The organism is Inquilinus ginsengisoli (assembly GCF_050434925.1).
GTDB lineage: Bacteria > Pseudomonadota > Alphaproteobacteria > DSM-16000 > Inquilinaceae > Inquilinus > Inquilinus ginsengisoli_B.
In genome coordinates this window covers 1,499,296-1,517,507 of record NZ_JBNDJK010000001.1, presented here as the reverse complement: position 1 = coordinate 1,517,507, position 18,212 = coordinate 1,499,296, and the positions used below count along the sequence as shown (strand labels likewise).

Genomic DNA, 18,212 nt, shown 5'->3' with positions numbered 1-18,212 from the left:
TTCCTTTAACACTGGGTGCCGCCCGTCGCCTCATCCAACGAAACGATTCGGAACGGCAATAAATTTGAGGACCACAAAACAAACCTCACGCCGATAACTTCGTTCCGTCTTTTAATTTACTATCAAATGATAATTGATCGACCTGAATAACAAATGTTTAACCGCTCTTCCTGAATAGACGACTGCCGACCATGAACTCACCGGAACCGTCATCGAAGCTCCGGCATTCAGGAGGAAGGGTCCCACCATCCGATGGATCGCAGCGCCATGACCGTCCTCCGCCTTCCCGATCGCCAGCGCCCCGAGCCCGAGCATGTCTCCTGCGACCAGTGGGGACGGCCGATGTTCCGCTTCATGATCGAATACCCGCACCTGGCGGCGCAGGCGGGCGGGGAGCGCGTCTGGACCGCGACGATCTGGGCCTATGATGAGGACGACGCGGAGGCGCGTCTCGACGCCATCCGCGGCTCCGGCCGTCTCGCCGGCCAAGTGTTCGAGACCGGCTCCTGGTGAGGCGACCGGTTCTCGTCCCGAAGGGAGCGCCGGGCGGCCTGCCGCCTCGTTGCCTTTCGCAGCCCCAGCCTCTACGGTTCTCGTTACCGCTGGTCGTGCCATCGTCGGCCGGATGACAGCGGCTTCGACAAGGGGACGCCGGATGGTTGGTCTGCCGAACGCAGCCGAGTTCCGGGTGTCGCGGTTCAAGCTCGGCCGGCTTGCGGATGAGCTGCAATGGCAGGCTCTGCTACGAAGCCTCCGGTCGCCGTCTACATGACGGATGCCGAGGGCTGGATCACCTTCTTCAACGACGCGGCGGCACGGTTGTGGGGGACCGAACCGGAGATCGGAAAGGCAAGGTACAACGGCGCATTGAGGCTGTTCCGCCCGGATGGAACCCCGCTGCCGCATGACGAGGCGCCCCTGGCGCTGTCGCTGCGGGAGCGGCTGCCGGTCCTCGGGGTCGATACGATCGCCGAGCGTCCCGATGGAAGCCGGGTGCATTTTCGTCCCCTACCCGACACCTGTGTTCAATGCCGCGGGCGCGCTGACCGGCGCGGTCAGCATCCTGATCGACGTCACCGAGCGGTACCGCGCGGAGCTGGCCGCGCAGCGTCTGGCGGCGATCGTGGAATCGTCGGACGACGCCATCCTGGCGAAGGACCTCGACGGCGTCATCACGGCATGGAACGCCGGCGCGCAGACGCTGTTCGGCTATGCCGCGGAGGAGGTGATCGGCAAGCCGATCACCATTCTGATCCCACTCGACCGGCATGAGGAGGAGCCGCGCATCCTGGCGCGGATCCGGTCGGGCGAGCGCATCGACCATTTCGAAACGGTCCGGCGCCGCAAGGATGGCAGCCTGGTCGAGGTCTCGCTGTCGGTGTCGCCGGTCAAGGATGCCGGTGGCCGTATCGTCGGCGCGTCAAAGATCGTGCGCAACATCACCGAGCAGCGTCGGGCCCAGGAACAGCAGGTCATGCTGCTGCGGGAGATGAGCCACCGGATAAAGAGACTTGTTCGCGCTCACCGGGGCGGTGGTGACCCTCAGCGCCAGGTCCAGCGCATCGGTCGAGCAACTGACCGAGGCCGTCCAAAGCCGCTTCGGCGCCCTGGCCCGGGCGCATGACCTGACCCTGGCCGATATCGGGCGCGAGAAGGCCGCCACTGCCACCTCGCTGCATGGGCTGGTGCAGACCATCGTGTCGCCCTACGAGGAGGCTCCCGGCCGACGGGTGTCCATCTCAGGACCTGACCTTGCCGTCGAAGGCCATGTCGTGACCGGGCTTGCGCTGGTGTTCCATGAATTCGCGACCAACGCGGCGAAATACGGCGCCCTGTCGATGCCGGACGGACGGGTCGAGATCACCATCGCAATCGAGGCGGACCAGCTTCGCCTCGATTGGCGGGAACGCGGCGGACCGCCGATCGCGGCATCGCCCGAAGCCGACGGCTTCGGAACCCGACTGGCGGACGGCACGATCAAGGGCCAGTTGCAGGGCGACCTGACCCGGCGCTGGCTGCCCGAGGGGCTGGAGATCGGGATCACGGTTCCATTGGCCCAGTTGACATCCGGGCCATAGGCGCCGCGCCGCGGTTGTTGTTCTTGTATTGGCTTCCTCCTGATTGATGGTCGCGTCCAGCTTGGCCGAAAGGGGGCCTGGGTCTTCTTCATCGCTGGCACCGTGTGCTTCTTCATCGTCGACGCGACCACCGTCGTCGGCAACACGTTCGGCCTGAAGATCGGCATCGATAACATCTGCCAGATGCTCGACGATCCGGGAGGGCAGCCATGATCTGGCGCGTCCTCCGATTCCTCAACCCTGTGCGGCGGCCGAGCGAGCTGGGGGCGCTGGGAGCCGCGGCCTGGCGCTCAGCGCGGGACGCGGCCGAGGCGCCGCAGCCGGTCCTGGACGGGCGCCAGCCGAGCCGGGTGCTGAGAGAGCTGCGGCGTTCAGTCGTCCTCGCCCTGGTGTGCTGCGCCGTGACCGGCGGCGGTGCGCTCGGCCTCTATCTCACATCCGGGAATGAGCTTCAGCTCGTCGCGGCGGTCCTGCTGACGGCGGTGTTTGCGATTGGCGGGATCGTGGCCTGGCGCCGGGCCGGCAAGATCGCCCGTTGGCTTGAGAGGAACTAGGCGATGGCCGGAAGGAAGGTGCATTTCGAGGGGGTGGAGCGCCAGCAGGAGATCCGACACGGCACCCGGATTGAAGACGTCCGCAGTTTGCCGCAGAAGCTGTCGGACCTGGCGGATAGCCCCGCAGGAACCTTCAAGCTGTTTGGCGCCATGGCCGGGGCGTCCCTCCTCTTTTGCTGTGTGCCGCTTCTGCCGGAGGCGATCCTGCTGCTCGGCGCCATCCCGCTCTTCTTCCTCTACTACCGCCGCGGCCGTTATCGGCGCCGTCTGTGGGACATGCCGTTCCGGGTGCCGGCCTGGGTCAACGCCGACGGCTCCACCTTCCTCGACCGCACGACGGGCAAGCCCGGCGACGGCGAGGTCTATATCGGCCGTGAGTTCAATTCCGGCCGCGAGGTCTGGTCGAGCTGCCGGGACGTGACCACCCATGGCGGCATGGTCGGCACCACCGGATCGGGCAAGACCGAGGCGCTGCTCGGATTCGTCCACAACGCCATGATGCTCGGCTCCGGCGCGATCCTGATCGACGGCAAGGCCCATCACAAGACCGGGACTCGATGTTCCGGATCGCCCGGATCACGGGGCGGGATGAGGACTTCCTGGTGATGAATTTCATCAAGGGCGGCCGCGACCACGACGCGGTCTAGGACGTCAAATCCTCGCACACCTTCAACCCGGTCGCGCTTGGATCCGCCGACATGAAATCGGAGCTGCTGGTCAGCCTGCTCCCGGATACCGGAAGCGGCGATGGATCCTGGCAGGAGCGGGCGATCTCGTTCGTCCAGGGCGTGACCATGAGCCTGGCCCGGCTGAGCCGCGCCGGGCTCGTCGTTTCGAACCCTGAGCTCTTCGCCCGGTTCGTCAACCTGCAACGGATCGAGAACCTGGTGCATTTCGGGGTGTTCCAGGACATGCGCGGCAACCTGGTCGACCTGCGCAACGAGACGGTCAACGGCCGCAGGGTGCGCGGCAGCGGCTTCGCCCAGCTCTTCGCCAAGATGAAGGCGCATGACTTCGGGCTGATCGAGTTCTCGCTCAACTCCCTCCCCGCCTATACCGAGACGCGGCCGCGCGTGCCGCATCTGCTTCCGGAATTCGACCCGATGGTCTGGATCGAGTTCAAGCGCAGCTGGCGCGGCCCAGGGCCGGGCCCCAACGGCGAGGCCGAGATCTGCTACCCCCCCGGCCGGCGAGCGGCCGCGACGGCGATCCGCCCGGAGACGGGCCGAAGCTGTCGCGCGAGGAGACCCTCAACCAGCACGGCTACCTGGAATCGCAGATGGTGCCGGCGATCGGCACGCTGACCTTCGGCTATCGGGAGATCTACAACGACGAGATCGGCGAGGTGGACTTCCGGGATGTCATCCTGAACCGCCGGCTGCTGCTGGTGCTGCTGCCCTCGCTCGAGCGCAGCGAGAAGGGCTCGGAGATGTTGGGCCGCCTGTCGGTGGCCGCCATCAAGGGCGCCCTCGCCCAATTCCTCGACACCCCGATGGAGGGATCGCGGCGGCAGATCATTGAGGCCGCCGCCGGGAACGCGCGGACGCCGTTCTTCATCATCCTCGACGAGTCGGCTACTACCTGGTGAAGGGCCTCGCGAAGGCCTTCGCCCAGGCGCGCGGTTTCCTGGTCTCGCTGCTGTTCGGGATCCAGACCTATGACGACCTGCTCGCCAGTGACAAGGTCGAGGGCGAGAGGACCTGGGGCAACGCGAACGTCAAGTATGCGGGCCGCACGACCAGCGGCTACGATTCCGACACGTTCCGCAAGCTCGCAGGCGCCGGCGGCCGCACCCAGGTCCAGGTCATCCAGGAGGCGCAGTGCGCCGCTCGGCACCGCCCTGACCGAGGAGCATCGCGCGCCGCTCGGCCGGCGGCGCCGCGCAACTCGGCCTCGAAGAAGGCGCAGGCCGACTCGACCACGTCGTACAGCGTCTTCTGCCGCTCGAACCGGGCCCGGTCCTCCGGCGCGGCCTTCGGCACCTCCAGCCCAGCCTGGAGGCCAGCGTCTCGATCGCCTCCATGAAGGACAGGCGGTCGTGCTGCATCACGAAGGCGATGGCGTCGCCGGTGGCGCCGCAGCCGAAGCAGTGGAAGAAGCCCTTCTGATCGCTGACCGTGAAGCTCGGCGTCTTCTCCTTGTGGAACGGGCAGCAGGCCTTGAACTCGCCCTTGGTGCTGCGCTGCAACGGCACCCGCTTGCCGACCACGTCGGAGACCTGGAGGCGGGAGCGCAGCTCTTCGAGGAAGCCGGGAGGAATGGGCATGCGGGTCGGGCTAGCCGGCGGGGTTGGACTGCAGCGCGGGGAGTGCGATCTCGCGCGTTTCGGTCATTGCAGCTTCCGGCCTTCGGCCGCGGCGCGCTCCCGGGCGCGCAACTTGAGCAAGATCCTGATCTGAGCGTCGGACAGGTCGTGGACCCGCACAGTCGCCTCCTCAGTGAGGATGTTCCCGAATTACAGCTGGTAGCCGTGGCTCGACAGGACGTTTGCCATGTTCGACCCTCCCACGAGCCGGGCCGGCTGATGACCATCCCGGCATCATAGGCGAGCATAACAAGCAGCCGCTCGACCGTGAGGGGACCGTGCGTCGTCGCGCCCTCGCGGTCGGCACAGCTTGACCAGCTCGGCCGCCGCCTTATCGGTGATCTCGATGGTAACCTTCATGTTTCCCCTCATTGGTTGACTGGCGAGCCGGACCCGCCGCCGGGTTAAAACGACCCTCGAGTCAGTCATCCAGATCTTGCACCAGCGCGGTGGCCACCGCCCGGACCGCGGAGGGCCGAATACCGGTGAGTTCTGCGATCCTGCCCGACGGATGGCCTGCCCGTAGCAACGCGAGAATCGACTTGATTTCGTCCCAAGTCAGGTCCCGCCGCTCCTCTTCGGCCGTCGCGGCATCCGGTTCGTCGGGCTTGGGGTTCATCGTACCCTCCTTCGGTGCTGGCAAAATTTCGCTCAGGCAACGGCGATGTCGGTCCTGGAGAAGTCGTCGCCCTTGAACAGCAGGGGCGAGCGGTAGTAGCGGGCGCAGGCATAGGCGAAGCAGTCGCCCATGTTGAGCTGCGCCGGATGGCCCCGTCCCTTCCCGTACCGGGCAAAGGCATCCAGCGCGATAGGCGCGGCGGAGGCCGGTATCGACAGGACGTTGATGCCCATCAGGTCGAGGAAGCGGACGACGGCGTCCTGCGCCACGTCGACATCGAGGGCGAGAACCCGTGCGACAGCCGCGGTTGTCTCGAACACGGCGATCGGGGACGTGATCGGCTTGGCTCCGCCGGCGGCCAGCCGGCCGGCGAGGGTCGCCGCATCGGTCTCGTCGGTCATCATGGCGACCAGGGCGGACGCATCGACGAACATCAGGCGTTTCCGCTCAGATCGTCGAAGAACGCCTTGTCGGCGGGCTGGCCTTTCGCCGGATTGCCCAGCTGGCGCAACTCGCGGCAGAATTGCACGGCGAGGTCGGCCTGTTTTGGCTTGGAGCGCTCGCGGTCCAGTTCATGCTGCAGAGCCTCATGGACTGCATCAGTCAGGCCGATACCCTTCGCCTTCGCAAGCTTGCGGGCCAAGGCGTCAGTCTCCTTGTTTTTGATGTGAAACGCCACGGTGTATCCTCACTGGTGTAGCCGTATATCCAATGTAGTGTATCCCAAGATCAAAGTCACGAGACGGAGCGAGCGGCCGCCTGACGAGGCAGGCGTTCGCCCCGCCCTGACGGACAGGTCACGGACCATGCACTGAGGAACGGGCGGCCCCTCACACCTGGCGAAGCCCGGGCTGAAGCCCAGGTGAACGCGATCGGTCGGGCCGCGGCGAGGGACGGCCTGGTGCGCTTCGGCAACGTGCCGCTGCCGCGGCAACTCGAGACGCTTCGCGGCCTGATCTGCGCCTCGACGGGCACGGGCAAGTCCGTGGCGCTGCGCCAGCTCCTCGCCGACATCCGGCGCCGCGGCGATCGGGCGATCGTCGTCGACGCCGGCTACGACATGTCGGAGACGTTCCGCCGCAAAGGCGACAAGGTGCTATCGCCCTTCGACAGCGTGGCGGTCGGCTGGAATCTGCGGAACGAGATCAAGGCGCCGCATGAGTGGCAGACCTATGCCGCCAGCCTGTTCCCCGACCAGGCCGGCAAGAGCAGGGAATGGGCACGCCGGGCCCGCACCTTCTTCGCTAACGCTGCGATGCGAGCCGGTGCGCAGCTCAACAACGCCGAGCTGTTCAAGATGATCACGCAAAGCGATGTCGCCGAGCTGCAGGCGACACTCGAGGCCGAGAACAGCACGACGTTCCAGAAGGGCGCCGAAGGGATCCTGGGCTCGGTCCGATCGATCATCGAGACCAACCTGGCGGCCTGGCAGTTCACGCGGGACGGCGATTATTCGTGCCGCGAATACATGCTGGACGAGGATCCGGGCTGGCTTTGGCTGCCCTACCGGGACACGGAAAAGGGCGTGCTCGGCCCCAGCATCGGGGCCTGGCTCGACATCCTGATCCTCGCCGGCCTGGAACGGGCATCCGCCAAGGATGGGCGCTTCCCCCGAACCTGGATCGTGATCGACGAGCTGGACTCGATCGGTGCCATCAACTCGCTGAAGGATGCCGTCACCCGGCTTCGCAACAGCAATATCGCCGTGGTCTGCGCGATCCAGGACTTTGGGCAGCTGGTGGAACGGTATGGCGCGCAGACCGCGTCGACCCTGTTCGGCTGCTTCTCGAACAGACCCTTCCTGCGGTGCAACAGCAGTGACCTGGCCGAGAAGGCGTCGAAGGAAATCGGCTTGGCCGAGATGGAGGAAACACGGGTTCAGGCCGGGCAGAGTGCCAATGCCGGTTCGCGGACCACGACGGGCGTGAACGCCACCACGATGATCAGCATCGTGAAACAGGAGATCGTCATGGCGTCCGAGCTCCAGCATGTTCCCACGCTGGAAGGCTTCGTGACGCTGGCCGACAGGCCGTTCATCTACCGGTGACGCAGAATCTCTGGCCGGATGTGGCGGCGCCGGCGACGTAGACGCCCCCTTTCTATCGCTATCCCCATGCGGACGGCCGGTTCACCGTCGCCGGCGAGGCCATCCTAAGTATGGGCCGGCGGAAATGACGATGCATCGGCCGGACCTCGAGGCTGTCGCCTTGAGCACTGGTTTGACGTCATGCTTCAGACGCTTGACGAGCTCGGCATTTAAATGGCCCCAATCACTCCGGAATTGTCCGATTCAAAGTGACCCGAGGAGAGATCTATGAGCGTCAACGTTCGCATCCCCACCGTTCTTCGTGCGTACGCGGGCGGTAAGGCCGAGGTCGCCGCCGAGGGCGGGACCCTCTCTGAGATCATCGGCGATCTGGAGGCCAAACACGCTGGCATCGCGGCCCGCATCCTGGACGGCCAGGGCAAGCTGCAGCGCTTCGTGAACGTGTACGTGAACGACGACGTCCGCTTCGAGCAGGGCCTTGAGACGGCGACGCCGGACGGTGCCGGGGTCGCGATCATTCCCGTCGTTTGAGGCGAGGGGATCATCGCCATCGGAGGCAGGAGCATCGGCCGAGCGCGCCTCGTCCTCGGCTAACCAGGCGGAGATCTCCGTCATCTCGCCGGTGATCATGAAGACGCCCATGGCCACCATGACGACGCCGGCGGCCCGCTGGAGCTGCCGTCCGGCGCGCCGCGCCGAGCGGAGCCGGGCGAGGGCCTTGTCGGCGAACAGCGCGCTGAGCAGGAAGGGCACGCCGAGACCGAGCGAGTAGAGACCGAGCAGCGCCACTCCGTTGGCGGCCGTCGATGTCGATGCGCTCACCGTCAGGATGGCGCCGAGCACCGGGCCGATGCAGGGCGTCCAGCCAAAGGCAAAGGAGAGGCCGAGGGCATAGGCCGCGATCGGCCGACCACCTCGCAGATCGACGTGCAGGCCGGAGGTCCCGCTACAGCCATCCAGGCCGCAGCAAGCCGATCGTCAGCAGCCCGAACAGGACCACGAGCGCGCCGCCGATCAAATTCGTTTCGTACCGATAGGACAGCAGCAGTTGGCCCAGGGCCGTGGCGCTGGCGCCGAGCACAATGAACACAGTCGAAAAATCGAGGACGAAGCATGTCCCCAGGAGCAGCACCGCGAGTCGGTCGCCCGTCACCTTCCGATCTCGGATGTCTTCGAGCGACTGGCCCGCGACATAGGACAGGTAGCCGGGCACCAGCGGCAACACGCAGGGCGACAGGAACGAGACAATGCCGGCCATGAAGGCGGCCAAGAGGCTGATGCCGGAAAGCTCTGGCATGGCGAGCCGTCAGAGCCAGGCCCGCAGCCGATCCCAGAAGGATGGCTCCGGGTGCACGTCGTTCACCAGGGCGTTGACGTAGATGATGAGGTTGATCGGCTCGAAATTCAGCCCGTGGTAGTTGGCACGGAAACTCCCCTCACGGTCGATCACATGGGTCACGACGCCGTGGATCTCGACGCCGCCCTCAATCTCCTTGAACTGGTGGCCGAAGCGGCGAACGAGGCTCCGTGTGTCCTCCGGGCGGTCGGGGCCGCTGGTCAGGAAGACCCAGTTCACCGGGTCGAGGTTGTGGGCCTTTCCGTAGCCCTTCATCACCTCCGGCGTGTCCCGGACGGGGTCGGTGGTGATGGTGATGAACTCCACGCGCTCGCGCATCGGCGTCTTGTTCACCATCTCTTGGATGCGCGCGATCAGGTCCGCGTGCAGCGGGCATTCGTCGGTGCAGCTCGCATAGATAAAATGCAGCACGACGACATTGCCCCTGAAGTCGGCCAGCGAAACCGCGTGGCCATCGGCGTCCTGCAGCGTGAAGTCCGGAGCTGGCCGGCGCTCCTTCGGCTCGAAGAACCGCTCTTGCTCTTTGATCTGGCCTTCAACATCCTTCAGCGAATGGGCATCGGCGACCCCAGGGATCGCGAGGGCGAGCAACAGCCCGGACAATGCCGGCAGCGCGCGCTTCATCCAGTTCATGGCTCAGGTCCGTCTGCTTGGAGATTGGCGGAGGCCGGCCCGGAGGGTTGTCTCCGATCCGGGCCGTCCTTCGTCGTGGGCTAGCCGCCCTGCTTCTGCGGCACGGCGCCCTGATCCGACTGCTGCGCTTTCGTCTGCATCATCTTGTTGCAGTTCTCCATCATCTCGCTCATCTGCGTCATCATCTTCATCATGCCGTCGCCCTGGTGGCCCATCATGCCCTCGCCCTGCATCATGCCGGGCTCGGCCTGATCATGGGCCGCAGGCGGCTGGGTCGGGGTCTTCTGCTCCTGACCGAAGACGGTCGTGGCAGCGGTCAGCCCGGCCACGAGAGCCGCAGCAGCCACCAATGCCTTGAATGTGTCGCGCATGGTTCGTTCCTCTTGGGTTGGGGAGTGGTTCCGTGCCGAGCCCTGGGGCAGCATCGCCCTATGGTTCGGAGCCGTCCGGCTTCGAAACGGGAGCCGGGGTGGTGTCTGCCGGGATGGCCGATCCCGGCTTTGAACATGCCTTCATCGTGCAGATCCCGACGGCGCACATGGCCGCGCAGGGGGCGAGCGACAGCAGGACCGGCGCGATGCCGGCGGCCGCGAGCCACGGCCAGCCGAACCAGGCCCCACCGCCTGTCATGGCGACCGCGGCCAGGAGCAGGGCGCGTCTGCCGCTGAGCCAGCGGCGCGCCTGGTCGGCGAGGCCGGGTTTCGGCAACGCCGTCGTCGAGAGGTCCATCATGGCCTTCTCTCCTCGGTTGTTGGGGGTGTGCCGGACTCCGCCGGCCCCATGGCCTGACGGATGGCGGCCTTGATCTCGGCGCTGTCCCATTCGACGGGCCCGGTGGCCCGTCCAACCTCCCGGCCGGCACGGTCGATCAGCAGCGTCGTCGGGATGCCGAGGACATTCAGGGCGCGGGTGGAGGCGCTGGGCGGATCGAGATAGATCCCGAGATGAGCCAGCCCGATCTCGCGGTAGAAGGCGTGGACGGGGTCGAGGCCGCCGCGGTCGATCGACAGCGCCACCACCTGGAACGTGGGGCCGCCCATCTCCGCCTGCAGCCGGTCGAGCGACGGCATCTCCTTGCGGCAAGGTGCGCACCAGGTCGCCCAGACGTTGAGCAGCACGGTGCGGTCCCGGAAGCCGTCGAGGCTGAGTGGGGCACCGCCGGCATCGGTGAAGTCGAGGGCCGGCACCAGGTGCGGCTGGTCATGCATGACCAGACGGGAGACGGACGGTTGCACTGTCGTCGGGCCGGCCGGCCGGTCACTGGATCGGCTCGTCACGAGCACGATGCCGCCGACCGCGCCGGCGACGAGCCAGAGCGACAGGACAAGCGCCAGGCGCCGGCGCCGGAGGATGGGCAACCCAGCCATCATTCCACGGCGTAGACCTTGGGGGCCGCGCCGTCCTTGGTGACGGCGTAGATCGTGAACGGCTTGGCCTTTTCGCCGCCCATGCCGGGCGAGCCCATCGGCATGCCAGGCAGCGTGATGCCGGCGATCTGCGGCCGCTCGGCCAGCAGCTTCCGGATCACGCCGACCGGGACGTGCCCGTCGACCACGTAGCCGTCGACGAACATGGTGTGGCAGCCCTCCATATCGGCGGGCACGCCGGCGTCCGCGCTGATCTGGGCCAGGTCGTTCGACGGTTTGACGTCGACGGTGAAGCCGTTCTCGCGAAGATAGGCGGCATAGCCCTCGCAGCAGCTGCATTGCGGGTTCTTGTAGAGGGTCGCTGCGATCGGGTCGGCCAGGGCCGGCAGGGGCACGGCCAGGGTGGCGAGGACGGCGGCAAGGCGGAACATGCGGTTCATGTCAGGTCTCCGTTTGAGAATGTCGGTTCAGGCGACGCGAAGGACGGTCATGAGGCCGGCCATCTGGTGGTCCATGACGTGGCAGTGCAGCATCCAGTCGCCGGGGTTGTCGGCGACGAAGGCGAGATCGACGGTCTCCTTCGGCGGCAGCAGGACGGTGTCGCCCCATTCGTGATGCGGGGTTGGCACGCCGTTGCGGCTCAGCACCCGGAAGCTGTGCCCGTGCAGGCGCATCGGATGCCACCAGGCGGTCTGGTTGCGCAGGGCCAGCACGCAGGTCCGGCCTCGAGCGAGCGTCAGCAGCGGCGGCATCCCGGCATGGCCGTCACCGGTCATGGACATGCCGTTGATGGCCCAGGCGGCGTCGCCGTCCATCCCTGGCGTCGCCATGCCATTCATGCCGCCCATTCCGCTCAGGGCGCCGCCACCCATCATGCCGCCCTGCAGCGCCAATTCGTGGCGCTCGGCGCCGGCGAGATCGGGCTCGGGCAGGGGGTTTCGCGGCAGGCGCAGCGGCGTGTCGGGGGGCTGTGCCCGGATCGGCCGGCCCGCCTCGTAGGCGAGCGCAGTGAGCGGATAGGCCAGCCCGTCGTAGAAGTCGTCGATCACTTGGTAGCGCCGTCCGGGCTCGCCCTGCATATCGATGATCACGTCCATGCGCATGGCCGAACCAAGCAGCAGGCGGCCACCCTTCGGCTCGTGCGGATCGCAGGGCTGGCTGTCGATGGCGACCACGACCGGACGGTGGCCCTCTATGCGCAGCGCCATGATGCGGGCCAACGCGCCGTTGACCAGGCGCAGGCGGATGCGCTCGCCGGCCCGCACCCGCTGGTCTGCGGGAACGGCGCCGTTCAGCGTCATCGTGTTGCCGACGCGGCCGGCCATCGCCGCCTCCATGCCGTTGCCGAAGCCCGGCGCGATCCGCGCGTCCGACGACAGCCGCCAATCGGCGAGCAGCCAGACCAGGTCGCGATCGACTAGGATCGGCTCCGGCTCCTCGACGATCAGGACGCCGGCCATTCCGCGCCCGAGCTGCGTTAGGCTGTTGGCATGAGGGTGGTACCAGAAGGTGCCGGCATCCGGCGGCGTGAATGCGTAGGTGAAGGTTTCGCCCGGCTGGATCGGCGGCTGGGTCAGGCCGGGCACGCCATCCATCGCATTCGGCGCGCGGATGCCATGCCAATGCACCGTGGTGTCCTGATCGAGCCGGTTCTCGACGACGATCTGTAGGGGCTCGCCCCATCGGGCCCGGATCTCCGGGCCAGGCACGCGCCCGCCATAACCCCAGATCTCGGTCTCCGGGAATGCAGTTCCGCGCAGGGCTGCACGGCCGGGTGCCGCAGCAAGGCGGAGAGGCCTGGGCTGATCCGCAAGGGCGGTCGCGCCGCACCCGATCAGGGCGGCGCGCCGGCTCATGGCCGGTTGTAATGGGAATGGTAGCGTCACGTCCGTTCTTCCCGTCACCGGCAATCGCAGCGGCGATCGGCGATGACCATCGGCCTTGAGGACGGGTGTCCGTCAGGCCAAGAGCATCAGGGAGCGGCCCGCGAAGACTGGTCGCGGCTCAGGCGCGGACGGTGGGTCTAGGAGGGAATGGATCTGGAGGGATGACGAGGCCGGCATGGGTCCCGGCAACTGCCAGGACATGCACAACACGGCCGTGGATCACGGGCGCGCTCAGTAACGTCGGAAGCGCTGCGACAGGCGCACAGACATAACCGCAGGGCGCGCTCATCGTCGCCTTCAGCGGCATGTCTGTATCGCCGCAATCCGGCGTTGCATCGCCGTGATCCATCGCGACGTGAGCTGGATCGCAGCCGGCCATAGAGGCTCCCACGCTCGCCTGCATCGGCAGGGCAAGCGCGAAGACCAGAAGAGCCAGAAGCCCGACCAGCCGGCGCAGAGGGAGCGATCTCATGGCATCAACATAGTGGGCGCTGCTCGATCTGGCAAACTGCCCAGCTTGACGCAGGCCGCCAAAGTCATTGCTCAGGGAGCAGGAGCTTACCGCGTGATCGTGATGCCAATCACCTTCGCCGAAGCGGGCTGGCCGAAGGACTCATTCACCGGATGGATGACGAGTGTCCGGTATCGAGACGCACTCCAGCCTTTGACCCTAACGGCCGGAAATAACCGCTTTCCGCCCTTCCCCGCCGGTCTGACTGGACTGATCACGCGCAAAGCCGCCGCGGGGCAGCCTTCCCCTGACACTCGCACATGGGCTGTAGGAATGGGATCGATGACGGTCCGATCGCTCCGTATTCCGTGTCCGCTTTCGGGCGAGATCGGGTCGCCGGAGGTGTCCGCTTTAGCGAAGCAACGAGGGCCGGCAATCGTCGCCAACGAGCCGAATCCAGCCGTTCGAGCCTGCGACGGCAAACGATTGCCGCTATTCCGCTAGACCGACTCTGTTGTCCATAATCAATATTAACCGACATGTCGCTGAATAGTCGAATTTTATGCATTGCCCGTATAGGAATAAGAAGCGTGTACGTGCTACATCAGGCGTGCAGCCCACCTCCTCACCTCTGCTGGGCGCCGAATCGCGCCATAATGACCTGGCCGGAGGCCGATACCGCTTGACCGCGTGATTACGGCTTCTAGGCTCTTCTCTTTCGATTGGGGAGTTTGGATGTCGCGTCACGGCTTAGCGCCCTTGCCTCACGTCTTGTTTCATCGATCACCGATGCCGGTGTCTTCAAGCGCGTTGCACCAGATGCTCGCTATAGCGGCACCGCATGCCCGAGAGCTTTCCATCAGGGGGCGACGACGGCCGCGGATCGCTTGGCCACGGTTGAACACAGACGATCTAATGGCGGACGACTAAGACAACGACGCGCACGACGCTGGCGGCTCTCGACGCTGCCCTGCGCCAGGTCGCGCACCTGAGCGAGGCTCTAATGGCGCTGCGCGAGCAGCACGCGGCCGCCGATGTCGACCACGGTGCTTGGTGGAAGACGCCTGCGGGCCGCCTCAATGAAGCCGGCCTGCGGGCCATCCGACAAATGTTTCGTGAGGGTCTGCCGGATTCGGAGATCGCGCGACGCCTGAAAATCTCAAGCGCCGCGGCGTCGAGCCAACGGCAGAAGTGGCTTAGCGGGTGATGCCGGCCAGTAGGCTACTCCCGTCGCCCGGAAATTCGAGGCGGACCGGCTTGAACCACGCGCGTCGCGGCGTCGTGGTGGTCCACCAGCGCGCGGACGATGTCGAGCAGGACCTCCTGCGGGATCCCCCCGAAGTGCGCGAAGGCGCCTTCGACGCCGTCGAACCAGGCCGACTGCCGCTCGTGGCGAGACGCCTGCACGTAGCAGCGTCGCGAGTAGCCCAGAGTCGCCACGAACAAATACAGCCGCGTCGCTTCGCCGCCGATCACAACCCGCGGCCGGTTCCGTGCGGAGAGATCAGCCGGCTATACCCTTAATCCAGGCGCGATCGCGGTAACCGGCCGGCACTCCATTGCAGTAGGCGACGTGCCCGATCGGCCATCCTGACGTGTCGTTGACTATACGACAGTCTCTCGATGCCGCCGCTCCCTTGCGCGGCGGAACCGGTCTCATGCATGACGGACCGGACCGGCGGTGAGTCGTCTCCGCAACAGCGGCTCACCGCCGGGATCGAACGGAACTCCGCGCCCGCGCCGCCCCATTGCAGCGACATGGAGCACTGTAGTGACTGGCGCGACTGGACCATTCTTCCGACGGGCCACGGAACCGGATCCATAGGCTGCGGCGATCTCCGCGGCTGGTTCACGCGCAACAGCCATGGCCACATCCAGATCGATTGGACCAACGCACCTGAAGGCGGGCTTCCACCGGATGTCCAACGAGCCGCGACCGAAGCGTGCGAGAAGGCCGACGGCGGACAGCGGACGAGCAAGGCCGGCCGCAACAACGCGGGAGGCTGAAATGGCGAGTAGGCGCGACGCATCCGATTGGACCGTCGAGCATACCGGTGACGAGGGCACGATCTGGTGTCACGAGTACCACGGTCGGTTCCGCGTGCGCAGCGCCGGCGTAGTGCAGATCATCTGGCAGGGCGGCGGCCCGGGCCCAGGCGAGGATGGCCCGGTCGGACGCGCTGCCCACGAGGCGATCGAGGCGGCACTCAGGCCGCAGAGTGGATCTTAGGCCCAAGCGCAAAAAAGATTGGCCCTGCCGCAGGCGAGGCTTCAGCTCGCGGGTCGGGCCGTAGCGCTCCTGGGCAGCGCTTGCGTCTGTGGCGACCTCAGGGGGTGAGGATCAAGCCACTTGCCGAGTTGCGGGAGGAACGCGGCAACAAGTGATACCAACTCCCATAGAGGCTGACTCTCAGGGGATTCCCAAGCAGCCGCGGATATGATTCACCATGGTGAGCAGAAGGAGCTCGCCATGGCCGCACCGATTTCCTTGCGTTCCGACTACGATGCCGTCGCCTTGCGTGGCCTGGCCCGGCGGTCGGCAGATGCGAACCAGACGCGCCGGCTATTGGCGCTGGCCGTGATCTACGACGGCGGGTCGCGCGGGGATGCGGCGCGGTTGGGCGGGGTGACGCTGCAGATCGTGCGCGACTGGGTGCTGCGGTTCAACGCGCAAGGGCCGGACGGGCTGTTCGACCGCAAAGCGCCCGGGCCGATGCCGAGGCTCACTCCCGAGCAGCGCCGGGTGCTGGCGGCGCTGGTCGAGAGCGGCCCGATCCCGGCGGTGCACGGCGTCGTGCGCTGGCGGCTGGTCGATCTGGTGCAATGGGTGTTCGAGGAATTCCGGATCTCCCTCAGCCCGCAGACGATGAGCCGCGAGCTGCGGGCCATGGGCTATCGCAGGCTCTCCGCCCGCCCGCGCCATCACGCGCAGGATCCAGAGGCGATCCCGGCGTTCAAAAAAACTTCCCCGCCCTTCTGGCAGCGATCCGGGCGCGGCTCCGCGCCGGCACCGCGCGGGAACTCTGGTGGCAAGACGAGGCGCGCATAGGCCAGAAGAACGGCATCACCCGGCGCTGGGCCCGGCGCGGCACCAGGCCCGCCGCACCCAAGGATCAGCGCACCCGGCCGGCCTATCTCTTCGGCGCCATCTGTCCGCGGGAAGGCAAGGCCGCCGCCGTGGTCATGCCCCGCTGCAACACCGCCGCCATGAACCTCCACCTCGCCGAGATCTCCAAGACGGTCGCCCCAGGCGCCCATGCCGTCCTCCTGCTCGATCAAGCCGGCTGGCACACCACCCGGGAGCTGGACATTCCCGATAACATCTCCCTCCTGCCGTTGCCGCCCCGATGCCCCGAACTCAACCCGGTCGAGAATGTCTGGCAATTCCTGCGCGGCAATTGGCTCTCCAACCGCGTCTTCTCTTCCTACAACGACATCCTCGACCACTGCTGCCACGCTTGGAACCGGCTCGCCGACCAGCCCTGGCGTATCTTCTCCATCGGTCTCAGAGATTGAGCCCACCGGTTCTGATCAATGGGAATTGGTATTACCCATCTGCTGCGGTCGAAGGGAGGTCCTCGAAATCGGCTTCCGCCATCTTGCGCCCGAGCGATCGAACCAGATCGCGGCCGCTGACAGGGCAGGCCGGCACTTTGAACCGCGCCCGGACGGAACCGCATTCGATCACGCGACGTTGCGCGTCGGCGGTCACACTTGCTCAGCAGTCCGATTCGACGTGATATATTTGGGTGAAACGCCGGACCTAGGTTGAGTGCCAGCGTCGCGCGCAACGGACGGCAGCACGGACGGCTTCCGACCGGGTTGATGGAGGCAAGATGGCGAGTCGAACTCAAAAACAGCCGACGTCACAGCAGCCTCGGAGTGCGCCGCAACATGCATCCAATTGCTTCCCCCATGCTTCCCCGCTTGGGCAAACAGGGCCGGGGAAGCAGAAAACGCCCCTGCGGGCGTTTGCTAAGTCGCTGACTGTCCTGGGAAAAACTGGAGCGGGCGAAGGGATTCGAACCCTCGACCCCAACCTTGGCAAGGTTGTGCTCTACCCCTGAGCTACGCCCGCTCTGGCGTCGCGGCACCGCAGCGCCGTCGAGGTGGCGGGTTATATCCGATGCCGCGGGATTTGCAAGCACCTAAATGCGGAAATTTTCCGCGCCCCGCCGAGGTGCCGCTGGACACCCGCCGGGGCGGGCTTGGAAGCGCGGCCGCAGCCTCGTATAACACCGTGCCATGACTGCGCCCGACAGCACTGCCCCCGACTCGTCCCTGCCCGCCGCCGCGGCCCGCGCCTGCGCGACCCCCGCCGACCTGTTCGCCCGGCTGCGCTCGCTCGGCGTCGAGGTGACGACGCATGAGCACGAGGCCGTATTCACGGTCGAGGAATCGCGCCATCTGCGCGGCCTGCTGCCCGGCTGGCACTCCAAGAACCTGTTCCTGCGCAACAAGAAGGGCCAGGCCTGGCTCGTCGTCTGTGAGGAGGAGCGCCGCGTCGACCTGAAAGCGCTGGGCGAGATGCTCGGCGCCGGCCGGCTGTCCTTCGGGTCGCCCGACCGGCTGATGGAGGCGCTGGGCGTCACCCCCGGCTCGGTCACGCCCTTCGCCATCATCAACGACGACGCCCGGCAGGTCACCATCGTGCTGGATGCCGACATGATGCGGCACGGCACGCTGCACTTCCATCCGCTGGTCAACACCATGACCACGGCGATCGAGCCGGCCGGCCTGCTGGGCTTCATTGCCAGCTGCGGCCACGAACCCCATATCGTCGATCTCGACCCCGTCACCCTGCCGGCGGAGCCGGCAACTTCAACGCCACCGGCGGAGGATGCGCCTGCCGGCGGCTGACGCCGCCGCTTGCCGCCGCCGGCCATCGGCACAGATCAATACCAGACCTGGGACA

26 protein-coding genes, 1 tRNA gene and 1 pseudogene are annotated in these 18,212 nt (G+C 66.5%); 13 read left to right on the top strand and 15 right to left on the bottom strand.

Features of this window, described 5'->3' with window-relative positions:
* Positions 1-267 precede the first annotated feature (267 nt).
* The 8 genes from QFZ27_RS07420 (at position 268) to QFZ27_RS07385 (ending at position 4,657) form a co-directional block, all read left to right on the top strand.
* Positions 268-513 (top strand): hypothetical protein, encoded by a 246-nt coding sequence (locus QFZ27_RS07420; protein WP_429225456.1) that lies wholly within the window; start codon positions 268-270, stop codon positions 511-513.
* A 469-nt stretch (positions 514-982) separates the two neighbouring features.
* Entirely contained in the window at positions 983-1,624 is a 642-nt protein-coding gene (locus QFZ27_RS07415) for a PAS domain-containing protein (protein ID WP_429225454.1), read from the top strand.
* Positions 1,512-2,078, top strand: coding sequence for an HWE histidine kinase domain-containing protein (locus QFZ27_RS07410; protein ID WP_429225452.1), 567 nt, complete (start codon positions 1,512-1,514; stop codon positions 2,076-2,078). Before QFZ27_RS07415 ends, QFZ27_RS07410 begins: the two co-directional genes overlap by 113 nt.
* A gap of 209 nt (positions 2,079-2,287) precedes the next feature.
* Positions 2,288-2,632: a hypothetical protein gene (locus tag QFZ27_RS07405; RefSeq protein ID WP_429225451.1), complete on the top strand. Its 345-nt coding sequence runs from the start codon at positions 2,288-2,290 to the stop codon at positions 2,630-2,632.
* 3 nt (positions 2,633-2,635) lie between these two features.
* Positions 2,636-3,238, top strand: a complete 603-nt coding sequence (locus tag QFZ27_RS07400; protein WP_429225450.1) for a hypothetical protein — start codon at positions 2,636-2,638, stop codon at positions 3,236-3,238.
* A 92-nt stretch (positions 3,239-3,330) separates the two neighbouring features.
* Positions 3,331-3,936 (top strand): hypothetical protein, encoded by a 606-nt coding sequence (locus QFZ27_RS07395; RefSeq protein ID WP_429225449.1) that lies wholly within the window; start codon positions 3,331-3,333, stop codon positions 3,934-3,936.
* Positions 3,912-4,220, top strand: coding sequence for a hypothetical protein (locus QFZ27_RS07390; protein WP_429225448.1), 309 nt, complete (start codon positions 3,912-3,914; stop codon positions 4,218-4,220). Before QFZ27_RS07395 ends, QFZ27_RS07390 begins: the two co-directional genes overlap by 25 nt.
* On the top strand, positions 4,217-4,657 hold the full coding sequence (locus QFZ27_RS07385) for a hypothetical protein (RefSeq protein WP_429232539.1): 441 nt from the start codon (positions 4,217-4,219) through the stop codon (positions 4,655-4,657). Before QFZ27_RS07390 ends, QFZ27_RS07385 begins: the two co-directional genes overlap by 4 nt.
* A 13-nt stretch (positions 4,658-4,670) precedes the next feature.
* Here QFZ27_RS07385 and QFZ27_RS07380 read toward each other — a convergent pair.
* The 4 genes and pseudogenes from QFZ27_RS07380 to QFZ27_RS07365 all read right to left on the bottom strand — a co-directional run.
* Positions 4,671-4,898 (bottom strand): annotated as a pseudogene (locus tag QFZ27_RS07380) (CHC2 zinc finger domain-containing protein); the annotation flags it as partial.
* Between the two features lie 460 nt (positions 4,899-5,358).
* Complete coding sequence (locus QFZ27_RS07375) at positions 5,359-5,556, bottom strand: MGMT family protein (RefSeq protein ID WP_429225447.1); 198 nt, start codon at positions 5,554-5,556, stop codon at positions 5,359-5,361.
* 32 nt (positions 5,557-5,588) lie between these two features.
* Complete coding sequence (locus QFZ27_RS07370) at positions 5,589-5,990, bottom strand: type II toxin-antitoxin system VapC family toxin (protein WP_429225446.1); 402 nt, start codon at positions 5,988-5,990, stop codon at positions 5,589-5,591.
* Positions 5,990-6,235 (bottom strand): type II toxin-antitoxin system VapB family antitoxin, encoded by a 246-nt coding sequence (locus QFZ27_RS07365; RefSeq protein WP_429225445.1) that lies wholly within the window; start codon positions 6,233-6,235, stop codon positions 5,990-5,992. Before QFZ27_RS07365 ends, QFZ27_RS07370 begins: the two co-directional genes overlap by 1 nt.
* 222 nt (positions 6,236-6,457) lie before the next feature.
* Between QFZ27_RS07365 and QFZ27_RS07360 the strand changes: the two genes are divergently transcribed.
* Positions 6,458-7,603, top strand: coding sequence for a type IV secretion system DNA-binding domain-containing protein (locus QFZ27_RS07360; protein WP_429225444.1), 1,146 nt, complete (start codon positions 6,458-6,460; stop codon positions 7,601-7,603).
* Between the two features lie 243 nt (positions 7,604-7,846).
* Here QFZ27_RS07360 and QFZ27_RS07355 read toward each other — a convergent pair whose 3' ends face one another.
* The 8 genes from QFZ27_RS07355 to QFZ27_RS07320 form a co-directional block, all read right to left on the bottom strand.
* Positions 7,847-8,506 (bottom strand): sulfite exporter TauE/SafE family protein, encoded by a 660-nt coding sequence (locus QFZ27_RS07355; protein ID WP_488168140.1) that lies wholly within the window; start codon positions 8,504-8,506, stop codon positions 7,847-7,849.
* Positions 8,507-8,549: 43 nt separating this feature from the next.
* Positions 8,550-8,900, bottom strand: coding sequence for a cytochrome c biogenesis CcdA family protein (locus QFZ27_RS07350; RefSeq protein WP_429225442.1), 351 nt, complete (start codon positions 8,898-8,900; stop codon positions 8,550-8,552).
* Between the two features lie 9 nt (positions 8,901-8,909).
* The gene (locus tag QFZ27_RS07345; protein ID WP_429225441.1) at positions 8,910-9,593 is read right to left on the bottom strand and encodes an SCO family protein; all 684 of its coding nucleotides are present in this window, start codon (positions 9,591-9,593) and stop codon (positions 8,910-8,912) included.
* Positions 9,594-9,673: 80 nt separating this feature from the next.
* On the bottom strand, positions 9,674-9,964 hold the full coding sequence (locus QFZ27_RS07340) for a hypothetical protein (protein WP_429225440.1): 291 nt from the start codon (positions 9,962-9,964) through the stop codon (positions 9,674-9,676).
* A 58-nt stretch (positions 9,965-10,022) separates the two neighbouring features.
* Positions 10,023-10,325: a hypothetical protein gene (locus QFZ27_RS07335; protein WP_429225439.1), complete on the bottom strand. Its 303-nt coding sequence runs from the start codon at positions 10,323-10,325 to the stop codon at positions 10,023-10,025.
* Complete coding sequence (locus QFZ27_RS07330; RefSeq protein WP_429225438.1) at positions 10,322-10,951, bottom strand: TlpA family protein disulfide reductase; 630 nt, start codon at positions 10,949-10,951, stop codon at positions 10,322-10,324. The genes QFZ27_RS07335 and QFZ27_RS07330 overlap by 4 nt, the downstream gene beginning before the upstream one ends.
* An 8-nt stretch (positions 10,952-10,959) precedes the next feature.
* Complete coding sequence (locus QFZ27_RS07325; RefSeq protein WP_429225437.1) at positions 10,960-11,400, bottom strand: DUF411 domain-containing protein; 441 nt, start codon at positions 11,398-11,400, stop codon at positions 10,960-10,962.
* 27 nt (positions 11,401-11,427) lie between these two features.
* A complete protein-coding gene (locus tag QFZ27_RS07320; protein WP_429225436.1) occupies positions 11,428-12,816 on the bottom strand; it encodes a multicopper oxidase family protein in 1,389 nt (462 codons plus the stop codon).
* 1,484 nt (positions 12,817-14,300) lie between these two features.
* On the opposite strand from QFZ27_RS07320, the gene QFZ27_RS07315 reads away from it, so the two are divergent.
* The gene (locus tag QFZ27_RS07315) at positions 14,301-14,504 is read left to right on the top strand and encodes a hypothetical protein (protein WP_429225435.1); all 204 of its coding nucleotides are present in this window, start codon (positions 14,301-14,303) and stop codon (positions 14,502-14,504) included.
* Between the two features lie 14 nt (positions 14,505-14,518).
* On the opposite strand, the gene QFZ27_RS07310 is transcribed toward QFZ27_RS07315, so the two are convergent.
* Positions 14,519-14,773, bottom strand: a complete 255-nt coding sequence (locus QFZ27_RS07310) for a hypothetical protein (RefSeq protein ID WP_429225434.1) — start codon at positions 14,771-14,773, stop codon at positions 14,519-14,521.
* A gap of 186 nt (positions 14,774-14,959) precedes the next feature.
* Between QFZ27_RS07310 and QFZ27_RS07305 the strand changes: the two genes are divergently transcribed.
* Together QFZ27_RS07305 and QFZ27_RS07300 are read left to right on the top strand one after the other, a co-directional pair.
* Entirely contained in the window at positions 14,960-15,304 is a 345-nt protein-coding gene (locus tag QFZ27_RS07305) for a hypothetical protein (protein WP_429225433.1), read from the top strand.
* Between the two features lie 463 nt (positions 15,305-15,767).
* Positions 15,768-16,813, top strand: a protein-coding gene (locus tag QFZ27_RS07300) for an IS630 family transposase (protein WP_429225432.1) whose coding sequence is annotated in 2 segments (ribosomal slippage) — positions 15,768-16,254 and positions 16,254-16,813 — 1,047 coding nt in all. Because the reading frame shifts where the segments join, the coding sequence is not laid out codon by codon here.
* 31 nt (positions 16,814-16,844) lie between these two features.
* On the opposite strand, the gene QFZ27_RS07295 is transcribed toward QFZ27_RS07300, so the two are convergent.
* Positions 16,845-17,009 carry a hypothetical protein gene (locus QFZ27_RS07295; protein WP_429225431.1) on the bottom strand — a complete coding sequence of 55 codons (165 nt, stop codon included), beginning with the start codon at positions 17,007-17,009 and terminating at the stop codon, positions 16,845-16,847.
* Positions 17,010-17,300: 291 nt separating this feature from the next.
* Positions 17,301-17,375: transfer RNA gene (locus QFZ27_RS07290), tRNA-Gly, on the bottom strand.
* A 167-nt stretch (positions 17,376-17,542) separates the two neighbouring features.
* Here QFZ27_RS07290 and QFZ27_RS07285 point away from each other — a divergent pair.
* Positions 17,543-18,157 (top strand): prolyl-tRNA synthetase associated domain-containing protein, encoded by a 615-nt coding sequence (locus QFZ27_RS07285; protein WP_429225430.1) that lies wholly within the window; start codon positions 17,543-17,545, stop codon positions 18,155-18,157.
* The last annotated feature ends 55 nt before the right edge of the window (positions 18,158-18,212 follow it).